1 protein-coding gene is annotated in these 529 nt (G+C 50.5%); it reads left to right on the forward strand.

Translation table 11 applies throughout. The features are described from left to right. Positions 1 to 460: 460 nt before the first annotated feature. The coding region (locus NW858_RS13060) for a hypothetical protein (protein WP_414520654.1) at positions 461 to 529 on the forward strand (69 nt) is incomplete at its 3' end.

Genomic DNA, 529 nt, shown 5'->3' on the forward strand with positions numbered 1-529 from the left:
GTAGAGGTCAATCTGGTTCTCCAGCGCCTTCAAGCGCAGGTTAGCGCCTTCCGCGACCACAATCTCCCTATTTTCGTTGACAAAGCGAATCGTTGCCATATCCTCGCCCAAACCACGACACCTTTTAGACTGAGCCAGGAAAGTTCCAGAGTTTGCTAAGTATTGTTACATTTTAAGTCATATTTTTAATCTTTGGCGAGAGATCTGGGAAGATGATGGCAAATAAGAGGGCATCCCGCCTGAAGCCGCTCAGGTCAGTTGCGTTTCGTTATACTGTTTGATGCCTGTGATGAAAATTCTGAGAGCGATATCCTCACTGGGTGCGCTCTTGGGTTAGGTGGGTGCGGCACCCCTCGACACTGAAGAGACTCCTTAGGTCAGGATCCCAGGTGAAGATGTCGGCTTCAGGTTTTTGACTGGATATCGCGCAAGTGTTGGAGAACGTGGAGGATCGAGTTTTATGGGACTACCGTGGTACCGGGTCCACACCGTTGTATTGAATGACCCAGGCCGCCTGATCGCGGTACAC

Origin of the sequence: Synechococcus sp. H55.10 (assembly GCF_047502715.1) — a bacterium.
Taxonomy (GTDB): domain Bacteria; phylum Cyanobacteriota; class Cyanobacteriia; order Thermostichales; family Thermostichaceae; genus Thermostichus.